The sequence below is a fragment of the Gilliamella sp. B3127 genome (genome assembly GCF_026536935.1).
GTDB lineage: Bacteria > Pseudomonadota > Gammaproteobacteria > Enterobacterales > Orbaceae > Gilliamella > Gilliamella apicola_E.
Window position 1 is genome coordinate 50,291 of record NZ_JAFNNI010000008.1, and the last position, 23,816, is coordinate 74,106.

Consider the following 23,816-nt stretch of genomic DNA (forward strand, 5'->3'; position numbering starts at 1 on the left):
GTGATATCTATCACTGTTGTTTTCGTTATCTGCTATTCAGGTATGACCGGTTTACTTGCTGCGGCATAAGCATGATCTTGAGCACTTAATCCACCAGCATTACCTTTACCGTCATAACGATAATCCAACTCTTCTCGTGTTTTTATTCCACTATCAGATTCCACATAGTCCGGAGCTGGAGCCTTAGTCATTATTGATGATGAATAACCCGCTGCAGGATCTGCTGTAGATTCTGTTGTTACCTGAGTTGTAGGTGATTTCTCAATATTTGCTTGAGTTGTGATATTTGATTGAGATTCACTAGCAACTACGTTTTTAGCGATGTCTACATCATCTTTAATTACAATTGGTAATAAAAGTGAAGGGATCACTGGAACAGCATTACACGATTCATCATGGCTAACTTGACTATAATCAACCGATACACGGCCTAATGCAAGCTCTAATGACGCAGCAGCAAATTGCAATGGCATTGCAGACTGTTTTAATTCGCTATTTTTACCGCGTCGTTTAGTCCGTGGTGTATTCATACGCAAATGACGAGATGTTCTTCGTTGACGCTTCGGTTGTGAATCGTTAGTTACAGCATTATCGCCTGTTTCAGGAACAATAACTGGCAATAATAAAGTAGGGATACACACTTTTTCAGCTTGAGCAGGTACATCACTATTTTTAACACGAACACTCTTCGTTAATGCACGCTGTTGACGTCTTGGTTTCGCTTCTTTTTGCTTAGGTGGTTGTGCCGCCTCATTAACGACTTTATCAGCTTTTATATTATTCGCAGCATTAGATGAATTATTATTTTGTTTTGTACGCCGATTAGAGCGTGTAGTCTCTTTAACTTCATCAGTTGCAACATTATTATTTGCAGCTGAATTGTTACGATTATTACGCTGACGTCTATTATTTGAGCGTTGATTATCTCGTTTTTTATTTGATTGAGGCTTAACTTCTGGTTTAGGTTCTACCTTTTCAGAAACAAATAACTGACGAATTTTCTTAAATAAACCACCAAATAAGCCACTAGATTTTTCAACTTTTTTCGGTTCACTTTTCGCTTTAGATGCTTTACTCGCTTCTACTTTAGGACCTGATAATACAGCTTGCTCTACCACTAATTCAGCGACTTGATCTTCTTCTTCCTCTTCAAGCTCACGGATTAGTTTAGGTAAATTGTAGCTTAATACATCTGTCTCTTCACCACTACGTTTACGAATCACTTTATAAAGTGGTGTTTCCATTTCTTCATCACCAGCAATGACGATTTTAACATCCGGATGCATTCTTTCGATATTATTAATCGCACGACGCTTTTCGTTAAGCAAATAGCTAGCAATTGGTACTGGCACAATCACATCAATTTGAACCGTATTATCTTTCATCGCCTCTTCTTGAATTAAGCGAAGAATTGAAAGTGATAATGAATTATTATCACGAACTGTACCTGTTCCTTGACAACGAGGACATATATGATGAGTTGCTTCACGTAGAGATGGGCTTAAACGTTGACGAGACATTTCGAGCAAACCAAAACGGGAAATACGAGTGGTTTGGATTCTTGCTCGATCGGTTTTCATCGCTTCTTTTAAGCGATTTTCCACTTCACGTTGATTACGAATTGGCGTCATATCAATAAAGTCGATGACAATCAAGCCACCTAAATCACGTAATCGCAATTGGCGAGCAATCTCTTCTGCCGCTTCAAGATTAGTATTAAATGCAGTCTCTTCAATATCGCTACCACGAATAGATTTAGCTGAGTTAATATCGATCGCAGTTAATGCTTCAGTTGCATCAATAACAATCGAACCACCAGATGGTAAGCGAACTTCCCGTTGGAATGCCGATTCAATCTGACCTTCGATTTGAAAATGATTAAATAATGGTACATCACCTTCATAAAGTTTAAGACGACTAACATACTCAACACGACCTAAATCAGCTAATCGTTTTTTTGCAATTTCCAGTACTTTAGGATTATCAATAAGAATATCACCCACATCATCACGTAAATAATCACGAAATGCTCGAGTAATAATGTCACTTTCTTTATGAATTAAGCTTGGTGCTGGATGATTTTTTGACTCATTTTGAATCGCTGTCCAATAATTAACTAACGCATTTAAATCCTGTTGTAACTCTTCTTGGCTTTTACCCACACCCGCTGTTCTAGCTATTACACCCATGCCCTTTGGTTTTTCTAGCGCATCGATAACTCTTTTTAGATCTGCACGCTCTTCTCCCTCAATACGGCGCGAAACCCCACCTGCTCTTGGGTCATTTGGCATTAAAACTAAATAGCTACCAGCTAAACTAATATAAGTCGTTAAAGCAGCACCTTTTTTACCACGAATCTCTTTTTCAATTTGGATAAGGACTTCTTGGCCTTCTTGCAGATGTTTAATACTACGCCGGCCAGAAATATTTGAAGGGAAATAGCTTTCTGCGATCTCTTTTAATGGTAAAAAACCATCTCGCTCACCACCATATGAAACAAAAGCGGCTTCTAAACTAGGGTTGATTTTAGTGATTTTGCCTTTATATATATTGGCTTTTTTTTGTTCGTGACCAAGGCTTTCGATATCTAAATCATACAAGCGTTGGCCATCAACAAGGGCAACTCGCAGCTCTTCTTGCTGGGTTGCATTGATTAGCATTCTTTTCATTATTCTACACTCTTCATTAATCTAAATTAACTGTAGGTAGAATCTTATTATTAATAAATGCTTATTTTAACAATGATAAACAATAGTACTTAACTTAATATTTTGTATACAGTATTTCATTATTTTATTTATGTTATTTTTGTTATTATTTTATGTGAAATCCGTATATACAACATCAATACATTTTTAGAGGTAATATTACATTCAAAACACTTATATACTTTTTGAACACCACTAAACATACAATTATTGATATTATTTCAATGATGAGTTTGCAAATTTCTACAATTTAACAAACCACTAAATCTTTATATGATTGTTTAAAATAAACATATTAATTAATTATAATAATTCTACTTACGCTATTTTATTTTGACAAACTGTAATGTCTAACGCCATTGCTGCATTACAAGGATAAATTATCCTTGTCTATTATTCACGTTTCAGCAGAGGATAGCAAGTAAATTAAAGTGATTATTTTATAAACAATTAAGTATTAATTTTAAACGCTCAATAAAATAGGCTAAAAGTATAATAAAATGCAGCATTAGTCGCTAGTTTTCTAAATTTGATTTTGTCTAAATTTTCTACATCATTACTGATAGTTTTATGACCTATTTTAGTAATTTACAAACCTAACATTAACACAGGTGCATATCCCAATTTTATCCGTATAATATAATTTAGATTTGCTTACAAAATGAACAAATATTTATCTATGGAATTACCTGAAAAAATTGCCTTAATTGATTTTACCCATCGTTGGATTGCTCAATTTGATGGTGTACCCCAAAGTGAAGAGTTACATTCATTACCTTCTCCTTGTATTATAAAAACCGAAAATCTTACTGTTTATTGGCAGCCTTATTTACTTATTCCACCAAGAAATTTAACCATCGTTGAACAAGTAATTAATATAAAAATACATCAAAGCGCTCATATTTATTATGGGACACAATATGCGGCTAATATGGCTGCAAAGTTTGCCGATATTGATGTAATTTTACTTCAACCATGGAGTGATGACGACTTCTCTAATTTAGAGCAAAATTTAATTGCGCATTTATCACAGCAAAAAAAATTAAAACGCCAACCGACTCTTTTTATTGGCTCAACTAATAAGGACACTGAAATTATTGCAATAAATAATTTAACTGCTGAAATTGTTAAAGAAGATTTAATAACAGGACAATTAATCACATTAGCACCTGATTTAAAATCATTTCTTGAAAAACTTGAAATTGAAAGTTAACAATTTGTATTTGAAAACACCCATAGTGGTAAAATTATTGCTTTGAAGCCTGATTGTTAACGAAATTGTAACTTGCCAAACAATGTGTATATAATGCATTGAAGCTCAAAAAAAGAAATAGGTATATTATGTTTGAATATTTATTAGCAGCGCCTGCAGATCCCATTTTAGGTTTAGCGGATCTTTATAACAAGGACGAACGCACTAACAAAATCAATTTAAGTGTTGGTGTTTATAAAGACGAGACGACCAAAACACCTATTTTAGAAAGTGTAAAAAAAGCTGAGCATCTGATTTTAAATGATGAAATCACAAAAAGTTATTTACCAATTGATGGTCTTAACTCATTTAATAATGCTACCCAAATTCTACTATTTGGTACTGAAAATCAACGAGCTAGAACAGCTCAAGCACCTGGAGGCACTGGTGCATTACGAATTATGGCTGATTTTTTATCTCGACGTACCAAAGTAAAACGAGTATGGATAAGTAATCCATCTTGGCCTAATCATCGTAGCGTATTTCAAACCGCAGGCTTAGAAGTTCGTGAATATCGTTACTACAATTCATTAACGCGAGACCTAGATTTTGATGGTTTAATGACTGATTTAAGTCAAGTTGTCGCTGGTGATGCGGTACTATTTCATGGCTGCTGCCACAACCCAACTGGTATCGATCCAACGCCTGAACAATGGCAAGCTATTTCGGAATTAGCGTTAAAAAACGGTTGGTTACCACTATTCGACTTAGCTTATCAAGGATTTGGACAAGGAATAGAAGAAGATGTATATGGACTTAGACTATTTGCCAATAACCAACCAGAACTCCTAATTGCTAGTTCTTACTCAAAAAACTTTGGACTTTATAATGAACGTGTTGGGGCATTTACTTTAATTGCTGCTGATAGCGAAATTGCCGATCGAGCATTTAGTCAAGTAAAAACTATTATTAGAGCCAATTACTCTAATCCACCAGCACATGGCGCCAAAATTGTCTCTTATATTTTAAATAATGATGAGCTAAAAGAAGAGTGGATTGACGAATTAACCAGTATGCGACAACGAATTCATCGTATGCGACAGTTATTTGTAAAAACACTACAAGATAAAAGTGCTAACCAAGACTTCAGCTTTATTGCTAAACAAAATGGTATGTTCTCATTTAGTGGTTTAAGTGAAGAACAGGTAATAAAATTGCGTGATGAGTATGGCATCTATATGGTCAATTCAGGTCGTATCAATGTTGCGGGAATGACTATTGATAATATGTCTAGACTTTGTGAATCAATAGTTGAAGTGTTATAAAAATATTATTAGCAAAATTTTGGATGATTTAATTTGTAGTTGTAAGGGCTGTATCATGATATATAGGCATTTTTTATTTAAAGCATCAAGGATTGTAAAATGATTAGTAAAGATTTACGCTCAGTTTTAAATGCGGGTTCGATAATTATTGGTTTAATTAACGCAAATTTTTTTTATTTTTTTATATCTCTAATTATATTATTCGTTAATCTCTTTGTTAGTTCAAATATACTAAGGAATATCGGTTATCTTTTCTTTGTGATTTTTGTCGTGACTTTCATACTTAGTATTTATGTAAATCTAAAAAACTCAAATAAAATAAAATTTTTAGCAAAAAATTTAAATATGAGTTGGACGCCTGATCTTACTATAGGAAAAATAAATGCAACTTCTGTTATATATTATCCCAATAGTAAGACTTTTTATTTTGTGAATCCAGTAGCAAATATATATGCTAGCGTTCCTCATGATTTTTTCAGAAATGTTGAACTGGAAGTAACGACAAAAACGGTAGCTAAAACAGAGGGTAATAGAAATTCAGCAAAAACGCATTATAAAGAAAAAGAGCATTATAGTTTAATACTTTTTACCAATGATTTTAATATGCCAAGAATTTCAATTCCGATAAAAAATGGCAATGATGCCAGAAACTGGAAAGCAAAATTAGAATTGCATATTGCATCATAGAACTAAGTATGACAGCAATATCGTCTATTCTATTGCTGTCAAGAATCATCATCAAAAACAGTGAATCATACTATTTACCGATTCATCAAGCAGTAACCTGAATATTATCCGTGCTAAATTATTTTAATGCAAAGATAAATAAGTGTAACAAAATGAAGTTAAACATACTGAGCTAACAAAAATAATTGTCGATTATCTTTTAATTATATAAAGTCTAATTCTTATTTTTATTCACTTTTATAAATCCCCACTTAAGTAGTCGTCTGATAGCAAATATATAAATTGATATGGAGTATCACACCAAAATCCAATCAGTTCATCAATGATTAGCAATAATGGTTCGGTTGAAACCAAAATGAGCTAAAACTCAACGTTTTTATTCCTTTTTGTTATATCAATAGACAAACTGATTATTAGACGATGATTGAATTATTATGAATAATTATTAAACAGAGTAGAGAATAATTATTGAGGGTGATTTAGTGGCATCACACGTTATAGATTTTTTGATTTTAGGTAATAATTTTGGCACGAGTGAAATGCGCGCCATTTGGTCAGAACAACATCGTTTAGAAAAACAAATACAAGTTGAGGTCGCCCTAGCGCAGGCACAAGGTGAACTAGGTGTGATTCCACGCGAGGTTGCCGATGCAATTATTGAAAAAGCCGATGCATCTCAACTATCTATTGAACAAATAGCCGATGAAGCAGCTAAAGCCAAACACTCCTTAATGTCAACCATTAATGCACTGCAGAAACAAGTGGGTGAAGCGGGTCAATTTATTCATTATGGTGCAACGACCCAAGATATTGTTGATACGGCGACAGTCTTACAACTAAAACAATCATTTGCAATAATTGAACGTGATACCAAACTGATCGCAAATGAACTCAAACGGTTAGCAAAAAAATATCAATTTTTACCGATGGTAGGCCGCACCCATGGTATGCAAGCATTACCGACGACATTTGGTTTTAAATTAGCGGTTTGGTTAGACGAGTTTGTTCGTCATTTACAACGTTTATCTGAAATAAAACAAAGAGTTTTAGTCGGCAATATTAGCGGAGCTATTTGTACTTATGCATCAATGGGTGAATTGGGTCCACAAGTGGAAAATCGTGCATTAACTTCACTTGGACTAAATACACCCAATATTGGTTGGCAATCTGCACGAGATCGTTTTTCTGAATACGCATCAGTTATTGCTCTTATTAGCGGTTCGCTTGGCAAAATTGGTAACGAATTTTACAACCTTATGCGAACGGAAATTAATGAAGTGGAAGAACCCTTTTCAGATGGTAAAATTGGCTCAACTACCATGCCACATAAGCGTAATCCAGCAGCCTTAGAAGGTTTAGCTAGTCTTACCGCGCCTTTATTAAAAAGTGTGGCACTTATTCATGAATCAATGAAAGTTGAACATGAACGTGATGCTATGAGCTGGCGAGCAGAATGGATTGCCCTGCCAGAAATTAATCTTTATATTTCAGCACAACTTCAAACCGCTTTAGCTGTTTTAAAAGGACTAAAAGTCAATGCTGATCAAATGTTAGCTAATTTAAAAAAACAAAATGGCTTACTGTTATCAGAAAAAATAATGTTCGAAATTGGCAAGCGATTAGGGAAACAAACTGCTCACCATTTAATTTATGAAAATGCTATGCAAGCATTTGAACAAAACCGACCATTTAAATCACTCCTATTGGATGATCCACGTTTAAGTGAACAATTTACCGAGTCTGAACTTGATAATTGGTTAAATCCAATTAATTATCTTGGGTCTGCACCACAAAAAGTCGACCAAGTAATCAAATATGCGGAACAAAGCGGAGTATTATTATGAATTTTCGCTTAATCAGCTGTTCCGATATTCCAGCATATCAACAATTATTGCACCGAGCATATCAAGCTACGTCACAGTTAGGCATTCATTTTGCAGCAGCTACTGTCGGACCTGAAGAAATAATTCATCATATTGATTCGAATGCAGTTTATATAATAGAAAAGGACAATAAATTAATATCAACCTTAAGCATACGTTTTCCATGGGGAAATAACCCAGGACCTTATGGATTACCACATTTAGGCTGGTTTGCAACAGATCCAATTTATAAAGGACAAGGCTATGGTAATGCTTTATGGGATTGGGTTGAAAAAGAAGTTTTAATTAACCAACTTAAGGTTCCCGCCGTAACTTTAGGTACAGCAGCCAATCATCCATGGCTAGCCAATATATATCGCAAAAGAGGATATCAACAAATAGGGCAAGTAAATTTAACCAGTGATCACACTACCCTTTATTTTGAAAAAATATTAAATCACAAAAACTATTCCGAATGGAAAAAGAGGAGTCATCAATAATGAAAAAAATAATAACATGGTTTTCTGCTATTTTATTAATTACCCTGAGTGGTTGTGATAATCAATCAAACAATCAGGCGGCGGAACAAAACATTATAAAAGTAGGCTCAACCGGTCAAAGTTACCCGAATGGTTATAAACAAGATGGAAAGTTAGTTGGATTTGATGTCGAAGTCACAGAAGCAATTGCCAATGAGTTAGGTTTTAAAGTTGAATGGGTAATTGCTGAATTTGGTGGATTAATGGGCCAATTTGACTCAGGTCGTTTAGATACGGTAGCAAATGCGGTGGCAGTTACACCAACTCGTCAAGCTAAATATGATTTTTCTCAGCCGTATAGTTTTTATGGTAGTCAAATTGTTACACACAAAGATAATAACAATATTAATCAGTTAACTGATTTTAATGGTAAAACTATTGCAGGGGTACTTGGTTCAAACCATATTAATAATCTTAAAAAAGCATTTCCTAATAACGAAATTACGATCAAAACCTATGAAACTCGAGATGGTGCAATGCATGATACAGAATTTCAAAGAGTCGATGGTTATGTCAATTCAAAACCAATTTTATTGGCAGAAATTAAACGAAAAAATCTACCATTCAAATTAGTGGGCGAACCAATTACTATTGAACAAGTTGCCTTCCCATTTAGTAAGGATGAAAAAGGTAAAGCTTTACGAGAAAAATTTAACCAAGCCATCGAAAAATTACGTGTTAATGGAACATTGAAAAATCTTTCAATTAAATATTTTGGTGAAGATATTACCTCATGAATTTTAATATAAACTATTTCTTTAGTGTATTCCCGCAGATATTACCTTATCTGCCAGTTACACTTTTTATTGCCATTACATCATTTGTGTTTGCCACTATATTAGGGCTTGCTATTGCTTTGATTAGAAATAATAAAATTATTGTAATTGATTCTTTTTTGGCGCTGTTTATTTCTTTATTTCGTGGAATTCCATCTGTCGTTTTACTGTTTATTATTTATTATGGCCTACCACAAATATTTCCAATTATGAAACAGGTAGGCGCAACCACGGCGGCTATTATCTGTTTTAGTTTAAAATATTCAGCTTATTTAGCCGAGATATTTCGTGCTGGCTTAACTTCGGTTGATCTTGGACAAAAAGAAGCAGGATTAACCTCAGGATTAAGTACAATTCAGGTTTATCAAGGAATTATATTACCTCAAGCGATGATTAATGCTTTACCGAATGCGGGGAATATGTTTATTTCACTACTCAAAGACTCTTCTGTAGCATTTTTTGTCGGGGTACAAGAATTATTAGCAGCAGGAAAAATGTTAACTGCTAATTCTTTTCTCTATTTTGAAACTTACTTAGCCGTCGGTATTGTTTACTGGCTAACTGTTGTCGCCTATTCATGGTTACAAAAGCAGTTAGAACGTAAACTAACTAAACCATATCATCGTTAAGGAGAGCATGATGATTAGTGTATCTCATTTATCAAAACGATTTGGAAATAATGAAGTTTTAAAAGAAATAAATCTTAATATCAAAGAAGGTGAAGTAGTTGCCATTATTGGACCTTCCGGATCGGGAAAATCAACCTTATTGCGTTGTCTTAATTTACTTGAAAAACCTAATACAGGAACGATTCGTATTGATAAAGTAATACTCAATAGTGAACATTACAACCATAAGCAAGAGACCAATTTACGCAAACAATCAGCAATGGTTTTTCAACACTACAATTTATTTAGAAATAAAACAGCTTTAGAAAACATTACTTATCCATTAATTGTTGCACAGAAAATGAAGAAAAGTGAGGCACAACAGTACGGAATATCATTGTTAGAGCGAGTTGGAATGTTAGCTTATGCTAATCAATATCCTGTAACATTATCGGGAGGGCAACAACAACGTGTTGCAATTGCTAGGGCATTAGCTGTAAGACCAAAAGTATTATTATTTGATGAACCAACTTCTGCGTTAGATCCTGAGAGAGTTCATGAAGTTCTACAAGTGATGCTGAAACTAGCCAAAGAAAAGATAACTATGCTAATCGTAACCCATGAAATGGAGTTTGCAAAGTATGTGGCCGACCGCATCATCTTTATGTCTAATGGTATTATTGTTGAGGAAGGGCCAGCAAAATCATTAATTGATAACCCACAACACGAGTTAACTCAACGCTTTTTACGGCAACTCAATGATGATATTGATTTTGAAATTTAATCTTATATTTATAAAATAATTAACTGTTTATAGTAGAGATCAAAGCATTTTCCAATGCGATATGAGTAATTGTTTAATATCCATACCATTGGCTAGAGCATAGATATCAGACAATAATTGTTGTGCTTTAATTTCATTTTGCAATGCTCCAAATAACTTAGTGGCCAATTCTTGTTGGCTATAAGGATTTTTAGGTGATCCTTTAGGAATATCCAGTCGTTGGCTAATTTTTTGTCCATCATTTAATACTATTTCAATAACGACATAGCGCTTATTATATGCATCAGGATGAGAGGTTAATTGTATATCATAACTACGCTGCATTTTTTGGATTAATTGTAGGATATTGTCAGCTATTGGCTTTGAAGCAAATTGTTCAAAATCGATAGGTATACCGAGTAAAATCAATGCCAAAATATATTCTGCTGAAAAACGTCCTTGCTCAGCTAATAATGGCTTTTTATAGATCAGTGCTGCATCACTATTAATTGGTGCAAAGAAAAGAGTAATATAATCAATATTATTTACATTAAACTTAGGATGCTTATAAATTAACTTACCCGCATCAGCAATATATGAAGCGGCAGAACAATATGAATAAGTCTTAAACCATAACCCTGGTTCAACAATTTTCCATGGTTTAGCCCAGACAGTTAAATCTAAATTATCATTGCCTTGTCCATATATTGATAAAAAACCGAGGTTATCATCAAGAAAATCCTTATCTGCTGAAATCCCAGCTCTTAACCATTCAACCGATTGTATAGCATGTTGTGCAGCCAATCCCGCATGCAAAAATTTTATTGGTGTCCCCATCATTAATCGCAGACCTGACGCTTGCGTCGCAGCTAAAGTTAATGCTTGAGCAAGAAATGGTTCATCATATAAATAACAAATAGCAGCTGTTGCGGCAATACCACCTAAAGTGATTGTTGTATGCCAACCTTTTTCATAATGTTCAGGATTGACACATCGTCCCAATAAGGCCATAACTTCAATACCTATTACATAGGCAGTTAAAAAACGACGACCATCTAAACTCGTTAATGAATCATCTAAGCGGATACTAGAAAATAAGGCTGATAAGATAACCGCTGATGGATGACCACGTACATCAATATGTACATCATCATAATCTAAACAATGTGCTTGAAAACCATTAAATAATGCTGCTTGCCGGCTAGTTGCTAACGTTTTTTGACCAATTAGCCAAGCTCGATTGTTGCCACCTTCATCATTTATCCAAGCCAGTAATTGCTGAACATTAGTTTCATTAGATGCCTGTAAGCTACTCGCAAAATAATCAATAACACCATTAATTGCACATTCAAGGACTGATTGTTGCTCAATAATTGGTGTATTTATTATTAACAAACTCAATTGTTGACCTAGATGCATTATAAACTCTCATACAAATCTCAATAAATATTGAGCAAATAGTGGATACTAAATATGCTTTTAAAAGATTATATCGCTATATCTTAATAACTAGAAATAATCATTATTTAGCAATCTAGCTTGATAACACTTTATATGTGCTAAAATATCTCTATGCTTAAACATCACGAAAAAATACATCCAATTATGTCAATATGTTATATTGCCTTAGGCAGTAATCTTAACGATCCATTAGCTCAAGCTAATCAAGCTATTGCAGCCCTAAAACAATTACCCAATACCGTAGTTACTGACATTTCACCATTTTATCGCAGTAAACCGCTCGGTCCACAAGATCAAAATGATTACCTCAATGCAGTTATAAAGTTAACCACCTCACTTAAACCTATAGCTTTATTAGATGAACTACAAGCAATAGAAAAATCACAAGGTCGGGTACGCAAAGATAATCGATGGGGAGCAAGGACATTAGACTTAGATATATTATTATACGATGACTTAATAATAGACAACGATAGACTCACAATTCCTCATTATCATATGAAAAATAGAGAATTTGTACTCTATCCTTTATTTGATATTTCACCAGAACTCATCTTACCTGATAACGATAAGCTGTTTGATTTAATTAAAAAATGTCCTTTGAATAATTTAAAAAAATGGGATGAATAATTAATCTTATTAATAACATATAGTTGTAATATTCTGCACTTTTAGCACAAAAAAAATAGTAAAAAAAATTTGCCAAAGGCTAATTTATTGCTATAGTTTAGCGCTTGAAAATAATGTGTATTTAAGGGGATTGCTGTGAAAAAGGAACAAAAAGTAAATACATCTTCTCTTAGTCTGCTATCAATTGCTGGGCTTGAGCCTTATAAAGAGGCAAAAGATGAGGAGTATATGAATCCTAAGCAATTGAAACATTTTAAACTAATCTTAGAAGCGTGGCTTTCACAATTACAAGGTGAAATGGGTAAAACTGTCTCTCATATGCAAGATGAGGCTGCTAATTTCCCAGATCCAGCCGACCGCGCAACTCAAGAAGAAGAGTTCAGTTTAGAACTAAGAGCGCGTGATAGAGAACGCAAACTTATCAAAAAAATTGAAAAAACATTAAAGAAAATTGAAACCGATGATTTTGGCTATTGTGAATCATGTGGTGTTGAAATTGGTATCCGTCGTTTAGAAGCAAGACCTACCGCTGATTTATGTATCGATTGTAAAACATTAGCTGAACTTCGTGAAAAACAAATGGGTATGTGATTCTCATTTAACTATTCTTTCTATCCTATACGCCCATGCAATATATTGGTCGTTTTGCTCCGTCACCTTCTGGACCATTACATTTTGGTTCGTTGGTGACAGCTCTCGGTAGCTACTTACAAGCCAAGGCCAGCAATGGTAAATGGCTTGTTCGTATTGAAGATATTGATCCCCCAAGGGAAGTCAAAAGCGCATCATCTTTAATATTAAAAACACTAGAAGCTTTTAATCTTTATTGGGATGATCAAGTTTTATATCAGTCTAACTGTAGTGAACGTTATCGATCAGTGTTAGCATCATTAATTTCTGAGCAAAAAGCTTACTATTGTGATTGTACCAGACAACGGATCCATAGCCTTAAAAACAATATTTATGATGGATTTTGTCGTGAGCGACATTTAGCATTAAATAACGTTGCTATTCGTTTAAAGCAAAATCATCCGATTTTCGCTTTTGATGATAAAATTCGAGGTCAACAAAGCATTGATCATATTAATGCACTAGAAGATTTTATTATTCATCGAAAAGATGGATTATTTGCTTATAATCTAGTTGTTGTATTAGATGATAATTATCAAGGAATAACCGAAATTGTGCGTGGTGCAGATCTATTACCTGTGACCGCTAAACAGATTTCACTTTATCAATTATTTAATTTTACAGTCCCAAATTACTGCCACTTACCCTTAGCTTTAGATAGTCATGGAAATAAACTCTCGAAGCAAAATCATGCCTCTCCAATTGATATAAAAAAAACCAAATTATTAACGGTGCAAGCATTACAATTTTTAGGTCAACAAATACCCGAAAATTGGCAAGATGCCACACAGAAAGCGTTATTAGATTGGGCGATATCACACTGGGACATTAATCATATTCCCAAACAAGACTGTATGTTAACCACCAATATAAGATAAATTAGGTGTGATACCTAAATGGTGGGTATGTAATAAATGTTTTTCAGGTTTTATTAATAGTGAAGATAAAATTCTAGCTTTAAGTTGCGCTTTTTGCTCAGAGCTTTGTAGTAAATCCCGTAAATCAACCGCTGCATCACCAAACAAGCAATAATGTAATTTACCGATCGACGAGACACGTAATCGATTGCAACTTTTACAAAAATCCTTTGAATACGGCATAATCAGACCAATCTTACCTCGATAATCACTATGCGCATAAACTTTAGCAGGTCCAGAGAACGCCTCTTTTGACTGTAATTGCCAACCTTGTTCAATAAGTTGTGATTCCATCACATGTCCAGCTAAATGATAACGATTAAATAATTCACGGCTTTCTGTTGTTTCCATCAATTCTATAAAACGTAACTCAACTGAACGATCTTTAATCCATGTTAAATAATCAGCCAGATGGTCGTTCATATTTTTCATCAAAACGGTATTAATTTTAACTTTCCTAATACCTACTTCTAATGATTTTTCAACGCCTTGAATCAGCTCACGTAATTTATCTTGGCCTGTTATTTGTTTAAAAATGTAAGGAGAAAAACTGTCAATACTAATATTAATAGCATTAAGTCCTGCTTGTTGCCAATAATGCACATTTTTTAATAACCGTGAACCATTGGTTGTGATAGCAAGTTGTTTGATGCTGGGATAAGCAGAAATTATTGACAAAATATCAATAAAGTCTCGACGCAAAGTCGGTTCACCGCCCGTTAGCCGAATTTTATGTACACCAAGTTCAGTAAACGTTGACACAACATTGTCAATTTCATTTAACGATAAAAAGCGATGATCTTTATTAGGTCGATAACCATTAGGCAAACAGTATTGGCACTGAAAATTACACTGCTCGGTAATCGACAAGCGTAGATATTGAAATCGACGCTGAAAATTATCCATTAATTGCATATCACAAACACCTTATCCAAATCGGGAAGCATAGCCATTTCTGCGCTATACCGCGGCTAGTCCACCATATGAAACTCACTTAGGTGAAAAAGCTTCAGAGTTTGTTTAAGTCTAGCATAGACACTATTTATTGACTACGGACAATTATCACTATTCGATGATTGATTAGATGATTCAATTTCATCATTATTCCTTTCAGTATGAATAACGGTGATGTAATTGGGTATAGTCGGCGCACAGCGATAAAGATAGACCCACTGCATACCATTTTGTTCAATTTTTATGTAATGCTTAATTAATTTGTCACTTTCAGTATCGCTAGGCGATTGTTGATCTTTATATTGATCAAGAAATTCTTTTATTATTTCCTCACCATCGGTTAATGGACCTTTATAATTTGCTATATAATTTGCACTTAACTGCTCTAATTTCTTTAAGAATAATGCTTGCTCTTTTTCAATATTAAACTGCTTAGGATTATGATAGCCTAAAGTGATATAAATCCTGTCTGCGATCGGTGAACCTGTGTTGACTTGTTTTTTTTTGCGACAAAATATATTTAAAGGGGGCAACAATATTATCCCAAAAATAAAGAGATACAATGTCGGCACCAATGAGATTTGCAAATAGAGCTGTATCAAGCCCCAAATACAACTTGAAATGCCGATCAGCTCCAAGGCCTTTACAATCAGTGATGTGCGAGTTTTAGGATTTTCAACGCTCGCTTCTGTACCCTCTATAACATAAGGATGCATCCATATTATATGATCAGCAGGTCGACGTAGCGCATAGGCAAAATAGCTGCCACCATCAATTGGGTCAACCACTACCTCAACATAATCACCGTCAGCAAAAGCAACACGACTACAAACCCCTTCAATTAGCTTATCACCTAATTTAAATCGGTAATATTGTTCAATATTTGGCGTATCGTCCTTGCCGGATGAATCCTGTGCAGCAATCATTTGATTGATTTTATACACCACAGCGAGATAACCGATTGAGTTTAAATCAATATCAGCACACCCAGCTAATTTACGGGCTTGAATAAAAGTCTCTCGTGATGGATAGACTGCTAAATCGGTGATATAACCAGTGATAATTTGATAATGTTCAATCGAGGTTGTCGTGCAAGATTTCATAAAATTCCTTCTCTATTGCTCATTGATGCTATCTAATCAATAGTTGGTAGTCAGTTAAGCAATGCTGGCGTTTTACAATAATTCGCCTTTATATTGTGTTAACAGTTTAAATTCGGCGTCTGCGGATCATTAAATATATCACTCGCACCTGCAAGATATAATTTTTAATAAGTAAATAAAAATCCTTTCTCATTGATGACTCACTAACCATAAAATCCGGTCTATTTAACATTTTAATTTTTTTAATATTTTTTATTATAGAGTAATTATTATTCTGTCTCTAGAGATAATTTTTTACTCACCTAATTGGTTTATATTTAAGCTTATTTTCAGCTTTGCTTAGTATTCATTATATTTCAGTATATAATGATTTCCTTGTCGATAAAACCGTCAAATGGAGGTTGTGATGATTACCCATATAAGCCCGTTAGGATCAATGGATTTACTTGCGCAGGCTGAAGTTGATATTTTAAAAAAATCAGCAAATAGCGAACTTTATCAATTATTTAGAAATTGCTCATTAGCTACTCTTAATGCGGGTAGTAAAACGGATAACACTAAAGAATTACTAGATAGATTTAAATCGTTCGAAATTAACGTTATCAGTAAAGAGCGCGGAGTTAAATTAGAGCTTATTGATGCACCTGAAAGTGCTTTTGTCGACAAACGCATTATTCGCTCCATACAAGCCAATCTGTTTGCGGTTTTACGTGATATTCTTTTTTTAAATGGCCAAATTACGGCAATTAAACACTTGGTACCTAACGAGAAGCTTGAAAAAGAGCACTCCTATTACATCACCAATCTTGTTTTTTCTATTCTGCGTAATGCCAATGCCCTACACGTTGGCGAAGAGCCTAATCTAATTGTTTGTTGGGGTGGACACTCAATTAACGAAAGTGAATATTATTATGCTCGTCAAGTTGGTATGCAACTTGGATTACGAGAACTTAATATCTGTACAGGCTGCGGTCCGGGAATAATGGAAGCACCAATGAAAGGCGCCGCTGTTGGTCATGCACAACAACGTATAAAAGATAGTCGCTTTATTGGTATGACTGAGCCATCGATAATTGCAGCCGAACCACCAAATGCGTTAGTTAATGAACTTATCATTATGCCAGATATCGAAAAACGACTTGAAGCGTTTGTTCGAATGGCGCATGGTATAGTTATCTTTCCTGGCGGACCTGGTACTGCTGAAGAATTACTTTATATTTTGGGGATTATGCTCAATCCTGCTAATAAAAATCAGACTTTACCAATTATTTTAACAGGCCCAAAAGAGTGTGAAGATTATTTTGACGCGATTGATCAATTTATTCGTAATACTTTAGGCGAAGAAGCGACTAAATTGTATGAAATTATCATTGATTCACCTGAACAAGTTGCTCGCATAATGAAACATGGGGTAAAACAGGTTAAATCATCACGGTTAGCAACTGGTGATGCTTATGGGTTTAACTGGTTACTCAAAATTGATGAAGCATTACAGCACCCATTTGAACCAACCCATGAAAACATGGCATCACTTAATCTACATAAAGATCAACCAGTTGAATTATTAGCTGCTGATTTACGCCGTGCTTTTTCTGGAATTGTTGCTGGTAATGTTAAAGAGTTTGGTATGAAGCAAATTGCTGAACATGGTCGCTATAAATTGCAAGGTGATCCTGAAATCATGAAGCAATTAGATAATTTACTGCTTAGCTATGTAAAACAAGATCGCATGAAGCTTCCTGGCGGTAGTGCCTATCAACCTTGTTATGAAATTTGTTATTAATTAACTTTAATATTAGCCAGTTATACTTCGCCGATACAAAAAACGGCGGAGTATTTAGCAATATTTGAACACTCTAAAGATCACTTAAAATATCTAACGCTTCCGACACTTTCTTAACAGCAAAGATCTGCATATTTTCTGGCTTTTTCTTTGGCATATTGGCTATAGGCACTATTGCCTTTTTGAAACCATGTTTAGCGGCTTCAGAAATACGCTCTTGACCACTTGGTACTGGTCGTATTTCTCCTCCTAGACCTATTTCTCCAAAAATAACCACATCTTGTGGTAAAGGGCGATTTCGAAAACTGGATACCAATGCAGCAATCAATGCTAAATCGACACTAGTTTCGGTCACTTTTACTCCGCCAACAACGTTAACAAAAATATCCTGATCAGCCATTTGTAAACCACCATGGCGATGCAAAACCGCGAGTAAAAGTGCCAGCCGATTTTGATCAAGCCCGACAGTTACTCGCCTTGGATTGCCATATACAGAATGATCAACTAACGCTTGAATTTCAACCAGCAATGGGCGAGTACCTTCCCATAACACCATTACCGAACTGCCCGATAGCATCTCTTCACCACGACTTAAAAAGATTGCAGATGGATTACTGACTTCTTTCAATCCTTGTTCAGTCATAGCAAACACACCTAACTCATTGACTGCGCCAAAACGATTTTTATGGCTACGTAAAGTTCGAAATCGAGAGTCAGCATCACCATCAAGTAAAATTGAGCAATCAATACAGTGTTCAAGTACTTTAGGACCAGCTAGTGAGCCATCTTTAGTCACATGGCCAACCATAATAATGGCTATGCCTTTGGTTTTCGCAAAACGCGTTAAATAAGCTGCAGTTTCACGAACTTGAGCCACACTACCTGGCGAAGATTGAATATCAGCAAGATGCATAACTTGAATTGAGTCAATAACCATTAACTTTGGCTGTGACTGCTCAGCAAGTAAACAGATCTGCTCAATACTGGTTTCAGACAACATATTAATATTATCTGTCGGTAAACCTAAACGATGTGCACGCATCGCTACTTGTTGTAATGATTCCTCACCAGTAACATAAAGCGTATTCATTTGTGCTGACAGTTTACTCATGGTTTGCAGTAGCAAAGTACTTTTACCGGCACCGGGGTTACCACCAATTAAGATAGCACTACCTGGTACTACACCACCACCAAGTACACGGTCAAATTCAGAAAATCCAGTTGAAAATCTGGGTAAGGCTTCCAGACTAATTTCAGATAATTTTTGGATTTTAGTTTGCCCTGCACCACCGGCATAGCCGGTTAATCGGTCATTGCGTGATGAACTACTAGCTAACCTAACTTCAGTAATAGTATTCCATGCATGACACGCGCTACATTGACCTTGCCAACGAGGATAGTCAGCCCCACAATCATTACAGACATAAGCGCGCTTTACTGTTTTTGCCAAATTCTTCTCCTAGCCTTCACTTAATAAACTGGTAGATAAGATGCACCATAAACCGGTTAAATCAGCATAATTGATGCTGATTCTTGCTTTTTCAACGACTTTAGGCTTTCCATGATAAGCAACACCAAGCCCTGCAATTCTAATCATCATTAAATCATTTGCCCCATCACCAATCGCAACAGTTTGCTCAATAGGAATATCTAAAGAGATGGCTAATTGTTGTAACATCCGCGCTTTATATTTAGCATCAACAATTTGCCCATTAACTTTACCTGTCAGCTTACCGTTTTTAATTTCTAATTCATTAGCGTGAGCATCAATTAGTTTTAACTTCTGTTTTAAATGATTTGCAAAATAGGTAAATCCACCCGAAACAATGGCAACATGCCAATTTTTTTTATGCAACTCTTTAACTAAATAAGTTAATCCTGGTGTTAATGGTAGACTCTCTTTTACTTGTTCTAAAATATCTTGATGTGCGCCTTTTAATGTAGCAACTCGTTTACGTAAGCTGGTAGCAAAATCAAGTTCACCACGCATAGCAAGCTCAGTCACTGCAGCAACTTGTTCACCGACACCGTGTAATTTTGCTAGTTCATCAATACACTCAATACCAATTGCGGTCGAGTCCATATCCATGACTAATAAACCTGGAGAATGCAATGTGGGTAAATTATCAATTGGTGAAACATCAATACCTAATGTTAGCGAAATCGATTTGGCTTTTTTTGGCATTACGCCAGCAATACGTACTATTTGATAGGTTTTAATTTTCCAAGATGAAACTACAACCATTGGCATTGCAAGTTGTCTTTGAAATTTTGAAAGCATTGTTTTATTTAACTTTTTCCCATAAATAATCCAACCCGTTTTACCCGCATTGTAATCCAATGGAACAACTTCACAACCATTTAAAGACAAAGGTAAACCTTGCCAGTATTGAATATTTTCTGGGAGATCATTATAGGTTAATGTATAAGCCATATATCGAAAGTCTTAAAAATGTAAAACAGATTCGGAATTTACCATATCTACTAAAGATTGTCCAAGTAAGGATTATAAGAAGTTATTTCTTAAATTTTACGGCTCAAAAACCCTGTTCCTCAACTTTTTTTGCAAGAAATTTCATTGTTAATCAATATTAATTAGCTTCAGCTTAGAAATGAAGAAAGAATACTAAACAGATCCCCCCCACATACAAAGCTGTTCAAGTGCTGGGCCAATTTTTTCACCCAAAGGGGGTAATTTGTATAACACTTTAAGTGGTGGTTTTTCACCATATACACTACGAGTGATAAGTTCATCTTCCTCCAACTTTTTAAGCTGGATGCTCAGCGTTAATACATTAATCATTTTTAAACAGAGCTGGCATTGTAAAAATGTATTAACTACTTTTTTTTAAAACAGCATAGAAAAAGCCATCGCCGCCGTGTATAGTTGGTAAAAATTGTTTCGTATCACCCACAAGTTGGGCATTGCTGTTTTCTTTTAAAAAACGCTCAATTTGCAATCTGTTTTCATCAGGTAGGATTGAACAGGTAGCATAGACTAAAGTGCCACCTGTTTTTAAATAAGACCAAATATTGGTTAAGATCCCATGTTGCAATTCAGTGAGTTGCGCAATATCACTATCTCGCCGTAACCACTTGATATCAGGATGGCGACGAATTACGCCTGTTGCCGAGCATGGTGCGTCAAGCAAAATTCGGTCAAATTGTTTACCCGAGCACCATTTTTCAGTTGTAAGACCATCACCCACTTTAACTTCTGCTACTTGTTTTAGGCGAGCCAGATTTTCTTCAATACGTTTAGCACGACCTGCATCAACATCTACCGCTAATAAATTTGCTTTAGGTGCAATTTCTAAGATATGGGTTGTTTTTCCACCTGGAGCGGCACACATATCCAAAATTTTCTCACCATTTTGGGGTTCTAACAAATATGCAGCATATTGAGCAGACAAATCCTGTACGGTAACGGCTCCTTCAGCAAAATAAGGTAATTTCGTTACATTTACAGGCGATAATACCCTAATAGCACAAGGCAAATCAGCAAAAGCTTCTGATTCAATTTGCCGTTCAGTTAACAATTGTTGATACTCACTAACAGAATAGTGATTAAGATTAACGCGTAACCACATTGGTGGTTTTTGGTTATTGGCAGAAATGATTGCTTGCCATTTCTCGGGATAAGCTTGCTTAAGACGATTAACTAACCAACTTGGATGCAAAGTTTGAGGTGTTTTATCATCCTGTACAAATTTTTGTTGTAATGATTCTTGTTGGCGTAAAAATTCACGCAATACGCCATTTACTAATCCTTTGAGCGCTGATTTTTTTAAATCATTTACTGCATTAACTGTTTCACCTACAGCTGCATGTTCAGGTATTCTGGTATATAAAATTTGGTAAATACCCACTAACAATAAATAGTGTAGAACTCGATTTTTCCCGGTGAGAACTTTATTCATCAAAGTATGAATATAAAAATTAAGTTCAGGTAAAACACGCATCACACCAAAACAGATTTCTTGCATTAGCGCGCGATCTTTTTCTGCTACTTTATGGCTAAATAACGTTAAGGCCGTACTAAGCGATTGCCCCTCTTCAAGTACATTAAAAATCGCTTGAGCACAAATAGCTCGAATATTTGAGTGTGACTTTTTATTCATAACCAATAATGACCTTAACTCATCAATCTAAATATTTATAAAATTAATGATCCCACCCAACCAGCTATAAACAATGGAATATTAAAATGGGTAAAGGTTGGAATAACACTATCTCTTATATGATCATGCTGACCATCACTGTTTAAACCAGCAGACGTTGCTAAAATAGTATCTGAAGGAGGTGAACCTGCATCGCCAATCGCTCCTGACGCACCAATTAAACAAACGGTTGCTATTGGTGAAAAGCCCAACTGAACACATAAAGGAACATAGATAGCTGCAATAATTGGTACAGTAGAGAAAGATGAACCAATGCCAAGTGTAATGATCAAGCCAACTAACATCATCATAAAAGATGCTACTACTTTATTCCCCGCGAATAATGAGGCACTATTAACAACTAAAGGTTCTATTTCATGAGTCTGTTTTAATACTTCAGCAAAGCCTTGAGCTGATATCATCACAAAGCCGATCATCGCCATCATTTTGATACCATCGGTAAAAATTCCGTCTGCCTCACCCCATTTAATTGAGCCTGAAGCAATAAAGCAGATAAAGCCAATTAAAGCACCTAAAATCATCGATCCAGTATAAAGTTGGACAGTAAAAGAGAGAATAATTGCTAATAATGAGATTACAAGTGAACGAGTACTTACATTACTAAACTCTTCGGCATGGCTTTCTTCATGAATCAGTTTATATTGTCTCGGTTTACGATAACTAACGAAAATAGCCCAAAGTAGACCAACAAACATACCAAAAGCCGGAATAGCCATAGCATGCATAACATTAACATGGCTAACATCCATCCCAGATGAAATAATATTTTTTAATAAGATTTGATTTAAGAAGATATTACCAAATCCGACAGGTAAAAACATATATGGTGTAATCAAACCAAATGTCATGATACAAGCAATCATTCGTCTATCTAGTTGCAATCTCGACATCACATATAAAAGTGGCGGAATTAACAACGGTATAAAGGCGATATGAATTGGGAGGATATTTTGTGAGGAAATACTAACTAACCCGATTATGATAATTAACAACCATTTAATTCGAGTCTTAGCATCATTAGTCGTTAACTGCTTAATGGCTTTGTCAGCTAACAATTCTGGTAATCCTGATTTTGAAATTGCTACTGCAAACGCACCAAGCATAGCATAAGAAAGCGCAATATTAGCCCCATTGCTAATCCCAGTATTAAAAGCGTCAATTGTTTCTTTTAATGTTAAATGGCTACATAAACCACCGACAAAAGCACCAATGATTAAGCTAATCACCACATGAACACGGCAAAGCGAAAGGACTAACATTAAAATAACTGCAACAACCACTGCATTTACCGAGGAAAACAGCTCAAGAATAGTATTCATAAATAGATTCTTCGTAGCAAAATAAAGATAGTTATTCTAGGCGATAGATATATAAAGTGCAATTGTTAGTATACGCTTACTAGCGTAAATTATTTTTTAGGTAAGACTAAAGAAAACTTATAATAAATTTAATGCTAACATTGCAAATAAAGAATAACCGATTTATATCCTTAATGAAAATTGTGTGAATAACTTGCTTTAATTAACGGTAATATTCAATTCATGCTGATATGGTGCTGATAGAAATAAACCTTTATAATACGTTGTCATTATCATAATGTAATCACTACAAGATTATGCAAATTTGCTATACTGTAACGCATATATACTTGGATTAATGTTTTTTAGATTAGAGTATCATATCAATTTACAGCTTAA

21 protein-coding genes and 1 riboswitch are annotated in these 23,816 nt (G+C 34.9%); of the genes, 12 read left to right on the plus strand and 9 right to left on the minus strand.

The genetic code is table 11. The features are described 5' to 3' along the window. Positions 1 to 32: 32 nt before the first annotated feature. The gene (rne, locus tag J3U00_RS10810; protein WP_267330997.1) at positions 33 to 2,669 is read right to left on the minus strand and encodes a ribonuclease E; all 2,637 of its coding nucleotides are present in this window, start codon (positions 2,667 to 2,669) and stop codon (positions 33 to 35) included. 700 nt (positions 2,670 to 3,369) lie between these two features. Between rne and syd the strand changes: the two genes are divergently transcribed. From syd to J3U00_RS10850, 8 genes are all read left to right on the plus strand, one after another. After that, the gene (gene syd, locus J3U00_RS10815) at positions 3,370 to 3,921 is read left to right on the plus strand and encodes a SecY-interacting protein (protein WP_267332390.1); all 552 of its coding nucleotides are present in this window, start codon (positions 3,370 to 3,372) and stop codon (positions 3,919 to 3,921) included. Positions 3,922 to 4,049: 128 nt separating this feature from the next. Continuing rightward, positions 4,050 to 5,225, plus strand: a complete 1,176-nt coding sequence (locus J3U00_RS10820) for an aromatic amino acid transaminase (protein WP_267332391.1) — start codon at positions 4,050 to 4,052, stop codon at positions 5,223 to 5,225. A gap of 99 nt (positions 5,226 to 5,324) precedes the next feature. Further along, a complete protein-coding gene (locus J3U00_RS10825) occupies positions 5,325 to 5,912 on the plus strand; it encodes a hypothetical protein (RefSeq protein WP_267332392.1) in 588 nt (195 codons plus the stop codon). 482 nt (positions 5,913 to 6,394) lie between these two features. Beyond that, positions 6,395 to 7,756: an adenylosuccinate lyase gene (purB, locus tag J3U00_RS10830; protein WP_267332393.1), complete on the plus strand. Its 1,362-nt coding sequence runs from the start codon at positions 6,395 to 6,397 to the stop codon at positions 7,754 to 7,756. Continuing rightward, positions 7,753 to 8,274, plus strand: a complete 522-nt coding sequence (locus J3U00_RS10835; protein ID WP_267332394.1) for a GNAT family N-acetyltransferase — start codon at positions 7,753 to 7,755, stop codon at positions 8,272 to 8,274. Before purB ends, J3U00_RS10835 begins: the two co-directional genes overlap by 4 nt. Beyond that, complete coding sequence (locus tag J3U00_RS10840) at positions 8,274 to 9,050, plus strand: amino acid ABC transporter substrate-binding protein (protein ID WP_141673889.1); 777 nt, start codon at positions 8,274 to 8,276, stop codon at positions 9,048 to 9,050. The genes J3U00_RS10835 and J3U00_RS10840 overlap by 1 nt, the downstream gene beginning before the upstream one ends. Further along, a complete protein-coding gene (locus J3U00_RS10845; RefSeq protein WP_267332395.1) occupies positions 9,047 to 9,718 on the plus strand; it encodes an amino acid ABC transporter permease in 672 nt (223 codons plus the stop codon). The genes J3U00_RS10840 and J3U00_RS10845 overlap by 4 nt, the downstream gene beginning before the upstream one ends. Before the next feature lie 10 nt (positions 9,719 to 9,728). Further along, on the plus strand, positions 9,729 to 10,481 hold the full coding sequence (locus J3U00_RS10850) for an amino acid ABC transporter ATP-binding protein (RefSeq protein ID WP_267332396.1): 753 nt from the start codon (positions 9,729 to 9,731) through the stop codon (positions 10,479 to 10,481). Between the two features lie 39 nt (positions 10,482 to 10,520). Here the strand turns inward: J3U00_RS10850 and J3U00_RS10855 are convergent, their stop codons facing one another. Next, positions 10,521 to 11,879, minus strand: coding sequence for an MmgE/PrpD family protein (locus tag J3U00_RS10855; protein ID WP_267332397.1), 1,359 nt, complete (start codon positions 11,877 to 11,879; stop codon positions 10,521 to 10,523). A gap of 186 nt (positions 11,880 to 12,065) precedes the next feature. On the opposite strand from J3U00_RS10855, the gene folK reads away from it, so the two are divergent. The 3 genes from folK to gluQRS all read left to right on the plus strand — a co-directional run bounded on the left by folK (position 12,066) and on the right by gluQRS (position 14,059). After that, a complete protein-coding gene (gene folK / locus J3U00_RS10860) occupies positions 12,066 to 12,551 on the plus strand; it encodes a 2-amino-4-hydroxy-6-hydroxymethyldihydropteridine diphosphokinase (RefSeq protein WP_065561770.1) in 486 nt (161 codons plus the stop codon). Between the two features lie 135 nt (positions 12,552 to 12,686). Continuing rightward, the gene (gene dksA, locus J3U00_RS10865) at positions 12,687 to 13,142 is read left to right on the plus strand and encodes an RNA polymerase-binding protein DksA (RefSeq protein WP_267332399.1); all 456 of its coding nucleotides are present in this window, start codon (positions 12,687 to 12,689) and stop codon (positions 13,140 to 13,142) included. Positions 13,143 to 13,177: 35 nt separating this feature from the next. Beyond that, positions 13,178 to 14,059 (plus strand): tRNA glutamyl-Q(34) synthetase GluQRS, encoded by an 882-nt coding sequence (gene gluQRS, locus J3U00_RS10870; RefSeq protein WP_267332400.1) that lies wholly within the window; start codon positions 13,178 to 13,180, stop codon positions 14,057 to 14,059. Here the strand turns inward: gluQRS and moaA are convergent. Beyond that, a complete protein-coding gene (gene moaA / locus J3U00_RS10875; protein WP_220225508.1) occupies positions 14,039 to 15,013 on the minus strand; it encodes a GTP 3',8-cyclase MoaA in 975 nt (324 codons plus the stop codon). The two genes, gluQRS and moaA, sit on opposite strands and share 21 nt — an antisense overlap. After that, positions 15,006 to 15,125: riboswitch (molybdenum cofactor riboswitch) on the minus strand. It overlaps the preceding gene by 8 nt. 22 nt (positions 15,126 to 15,147) lie before the next feature. Then, positions 15,148 to 16,155, minus strand: a complete 1,008-nt coding sequence (locus J3U00_RS10880; protein ID WP_267332401.1) for a hypothetical protein — start codon at positions 16,153 to 16,155, stop codon at positions 15,148 to 15,150. A 406-nt stretch (positions 16,156 to 16,561) separates the two neighbouring features. Here J3U00_RS10880 and ppnN point away from each other — a divergent pair, with 406 nt between their 5' ends. Continuing rightward, a complete protein-coding gene (gene ppnN, locus J3U00_RS10885; protein ID WP_220225506.1) occupies positions 16,562 to 17,938 on the plus strand; it encodes a nucleotide 5'-monophosphate nucleosidase PpnN in 1,377 nt (458 codons plus the stop codon). A gap of 73 nt (positions 17,939 to 18,011) precedes the next feature. Here the strand turns inward: ppnN and radA are convergent, their stop codons facing one another. The 5 genes from radA to J3U00_RS10910 form a co-directional block, all read right to left on the minus strand. After that, positions 18,012 to 19,388: a DNA repair protein RadA gene (gene radA, locus J3U00_RS10890; protein ID WP_065735252.1), complete on the minus strand. Its 1,377-nt coding sequence runs from the start codon at positions 19,386 to 19,388 to the stop codon at positions 18,012 to 18,014. A 9-nt stretch (positions 19,389 to 19,397) separates the two neighbouring features. Beyond that, positions 19,398 to 20,372 (minus strand): phosphoserine phosphatase, encoded by a 975-nt coding sequence (serB, locus tag J3U00_RS10895; protein WP_267332402.1) that lies wholly within the window; start codon positions 20,370 to 20,372, stop codon positions 19,398 to 19,400. Positions 20,373 to 20,564: 192 nt separating this feature from the next. Continuing rightward, entirely contained in the window at positions 20,565 to 20,741 is a 177-nt protein-coding gene (locus J3U00_RS10900; protein ID WP_267332403.1) for a winged helix-turn-helix transcriptional regulator, read from the minus strand. A 31-nt stretch (positions 20,742 to 20,772) separates the two neighbouring features. Then, positions 20,773 to 22,059 carry a 16S rRNA (cytosine(967)-C(5))-methyltransferase RsmB gene (rsmB, locus tag J3U00_RS10905; protein ID WP_267332404.1) on the minus strand — a complete coding sequence of 429 codons (1,287 nt, stop codon included), beginning with the start codon at positions 22,057 to 22,059 and terminating at the stop codon, positions 20,773 to 20,775. Positions 22,060 to 22,094: 35 nt separating this feature from the next. Beyond that, positions 22,095 to 23,438 (minus strand): Na+/H+ antiporter family protein, encoded by a 1,344-nt coding sequence (locus tag J3U00_RS10910; RefSeq protein WP_267332405.1) that lies wholly within the window; start codon positions 23,436 to 23,438, stop codon positions 22,095 to 22,097. Positions 23,439 to 23,816: the final 378 nt, after the last annotated feature.

Bases quoted from the DNA above. Each gene is read 5' to 3' on its own strand.
- J3U00_RS10820 (WP_267332391.1), top strand. From the start codon at position 4,050: ATGTTTGAATATTTATTAGCAGCGCCTGCAGATCCCATTTTAGGTTTA.
- rsmB (WP_267332404.1), bottom strand. From the start codon at position 22,059: ATGAATAAAAAGTCACACTCAAATATTCGAGCTATTTGTGCTCAAGCG.
- moaA (WP_220225508.1), bottom strand. From the start codon at position 15,013: ATGCAATTAATGGATAATTTTCAGCGTCGATTTCAATATCTACGCTTG.
- syd (WP_267332390.1), top strand. From the start codon at position 3,370: ATGAACAAATATTTATCTATGGAATTACCTGAAAAAATTGCCTTAATT.
- J3U00_RS10825 (WP_267332392.1), top strand. From the start codon at position 5,325: ATGATTAGTAAAGATTTACGCTCAGTTTTAAATGCGGGTTCGATAATT.
- J3U00_RS10845 (WP_267332395.1), top strand. From the start codon at position 9,047: ATGAATTTTAATATAAACTATTTCTTTAGTGTATTCCCGCAGATATTA.
- serB (WP_267332402.1), bottom strand. From the start codon at position 20,372: ATGGCTTATACATTAACCTATAATGATCTCCCAGAAAATATTCAATAC.
- J3U00_RS10880 (WP_267332401.1), bottom strand. From the start codon at position 16,155: ATGAAATCTTGCACGACAACCTCGATTGAACATTATCAAATTATCACT.
- J3U00_RS10835 (WP_267332394.1), top strand. From the start codon at position 7,753: ATGAATTTTCGCTTAATCAGCTGTTCCGATATTCCAGCATATCAACAA.
- folK (WP_065561770.1), top strand. From the start codon at position 12,066: ATGTCAATATGTTATATTGCCTTAGGCAGTAATCTTAACGATCCATTA.
- J3U00_RS10850 (WP_267332396.1), top strand. From the start codon at position 9,729: ATGATTAGTGTATCTCATTTATCAAAACGATTTGGAAATAATGAAGTT.
- J3U00_RS10910 (WP_267332405.1), bottom strand. From the start codon at position 23,438: ATGAATACTATTCTTGAGCTGTTTTCCTCGGTAAATGCAGTGGTTGTT.
- J3U00_RS10855 (WP_267332397.1), bottom strand. From the start codon at position 11,879: ATGCATCTAGGTCAACAATTGAGTTTGTTAATAATAAATACACCAATT.
- J3U00_RS10900 (WP_267332403.1), bottom strand. From the start codon at position 20,741: ATGATTAATGTATTAACGCTGAGCATCCAGCTTAAAAAGTTGGAGGAA.
- J3U00_RS10840 (WP_141673889.1), top strand. From the start codon at position 8,274: ATGAAAAAAATAATAACATGGTTTTCTGCTATTTTATTAATTACCCTG.
- gluQRS (WP_267332400.1), top strand. From the start codon at position 13,178: ATGCAATATATTGGTCGTTTTGCTCCGTCACCTTCTGGACCATTACAT.
- ppnN (WP_220225506.1), top strand. From the start codon at position 16,562: ATGATTACCCATATAAGCCCGTTAGGATCAATGGATTTACTTGCGCAG.
- rne (WP_267330997.1), bottom strand. From the start codon at position 2,669: ATGAAAAGAATGCTAATCAATGCAACCCAGCAAGAAGAGCTGCGAGTT.